Here is a 1,527-nt window from a genome sequence, read left to right as displayed (position 1 = left end):
GGACCGACTCCCGTGCGATCCGTAGCGCTGCTGAGCCTGTCACTCCGCGCTTGCCCGCATTCGTCACATTCACGAGACAAAGGTGATCGGTGTCCTCCTATATAGGACGACTCTGGATGATGTCCCGCCCCGGATGACGGAGTACACGGAGCCCGGCGTAGGGTCGCACCATGCCCAATGTCACCTCGAGCGTGGTGGTCCCGGTCGATCCCGCCACCGCGTTCGCGGTCGCGCAGACGACGGGTGAGGTGCGGCTGCGGTGGGATTCGTTCATCCGCCGCCAGTACTTCCTCGACGGCGCGACCGACCCCGCCGTCGGCGTGCAGACCCACACGCGCCACCGCTGGGGGCTCGGTGTGGTCAGCGAATACGTCTCCTACGCACCGCCGACGAACGTCGGCATGAAGATGGTGCGCGGCCCGTGGTTCTTCTCCCACCTCGCTGGCGGCTGGCGTTTCGCGGCGGCAGAGGGGGCCACGAAAGCCACCTGGAAGTACAGCTTCCGCTGCCGACCGCGGTGGTTGGCCCCTCTCGCCGAGGCCATCGGATGCCGCGTGCTGCAGCGCGACATCGACCGGCGCATCGCCGGATTCGCGCGCGGATGCCGCGACGAGGTCGTGCTGGCATCGGTCCGGGATGCCGGTGGAGGAGCGCCTTAGCCGACGGGCGCCGTCAGCGCGAACCTGAGCTGATCCTCGTCGAAGGCGCCGATGAGCTTCTGGCCCCACTCACCGGGCGCCGCATCCGAGAACGCTCCGAACAGGCTCTGGTCCTCGCCGGTGTAGGTGCGGCTGGGGTGCAGTGCGAGCTCCGGCGAGACAGGATAGCTGTCGGGACGCTCCAGGTACGCCGTGTCGTATTGGAACGATGAGTCGGCGGGCACGCGGCCACCCGTGAACGAGGGCCGGAGCGACCCGAGCCGCACGGGTGCGTCGTCAAACCCGTCAGGTAGACCTCGACGTCGAAGAGGCGCCCTGCGGCCGACGTTGCGGCGCTCACACGTCACCGCCGGCTTTGACGATCGCGTCCATCCGGAGGCGGCCGATCTCGGAGTTGTACGGGTTGGCGGCACTGACCACGGTGTCGGCGATGCCGAGCGCGCCCAGCACCGCCATCATCGACGTGCCGGTGTCGGCCTCGATCTCGCGAAGCGTCTTGCGGCTGACGAAGGCTTGCTGGGCGAGGTCGTTGGCTGTGACCTTGTTCAGCTTCCGCCACCGCTGGATGTTCGCGCCGAATTGACGCAGCAGGCGCTGCTGTCGTGCAGACACACGGGTCACCATGATCGCCACCTTGGAATGTAGAGATTCCACTATGAACGATATTGGAATTCATGGATGCCGTTCATCCGTGCAGCGGCGGAATCTCACACGCCTCGTGACACGGGATGCCGCCGAGTAACTCGGCGGGGCCAGGCCCAGGCGGTGCGCAGGATGAAGGCGAGCAGGAGCACTTCGACTCCGATCGCGACGGCGTAGAACGGGACCCAGTCCCACGTTTCCCCGACCGCGTTGAAGAGCGAGACGG

3 protein-coding genes are annotated in these 1,527 nt (G+C 66.9%); 1 reads left to right on the top strand and 2 read right to left on the bottom strand.

The features are described from left to right. Nucleotides 1-170: 170 nt before the first annotated feature. Nucleotides 171-659: an SRPBCC family protein gene (locus tag ACK5KK_RS15405; protein ID WP_416890966.1), complete on the top strand. Its 489-nt coding sequence runs from the start codon at nt 171-173 to the stop codon at nt 657-659. Here the strand turns inward: ACK5KK_RS15405 and ACK5KK_RS15400 are convergent. Beyond that, nucleotides 656-883 (bottom strand): hypothetical protein, encoded by a 228-nt coding sequence (locus ACK5KK_RS15400; protein WP_416890965.1) that lies wholly within the window; start codon nt 881-883, stop codon nt 656-658. The two genes, ACK5KK_RS15405 and ACK5KK_RS15400, sit on opposite strands and share 4 nt — an antisense overlap. Before the next feature lie 112 nt (nt 884-995). Further along, nucleotides 996-1,283 (bottom strand): hypothetical protein, encoded by a 288-nt coding sequence (locus ACK5KK_RS15395; protein WP_416890964.1) that lies wholly within the window; start codon nt 1,281-1,283, stop codon nt 996-998. Between the last annotated feature and the right edge of the window lie 244 nt (nt 1,284-1,527).

It is taken from the genome of Microbacterium sp., from assembly GCF_047972865.1.
Taxonomy (GTDB): Bacteria; Actinomycetota; Actinomycetes; order Actinomycetales; family Microbacteriaceae; genus Microbacterium.
Note: the sequence above shows the minus strand (reverse complement) of the source record. Positions and strands in the feature narration are given on the sequence as shown.

Bases quoted from the DNA above. Each gene is read 5' to 3' on its own strand.
- ACK5KK_RS15405 (WP_416890966.1), top strand. From the start codon at position 171: ATGCCCAATGTCACCTCGAGCGTGGTGGTCCCGGTCGATCCCGCCACC.
- ACK5KK_RS15395 (WP_416890964.1), bottom strand. From the start codon at position 1,283: ATGGTGACCCGTGTGTCTGCACGACAGCAGCGCCTGCTGCGTCAATTC.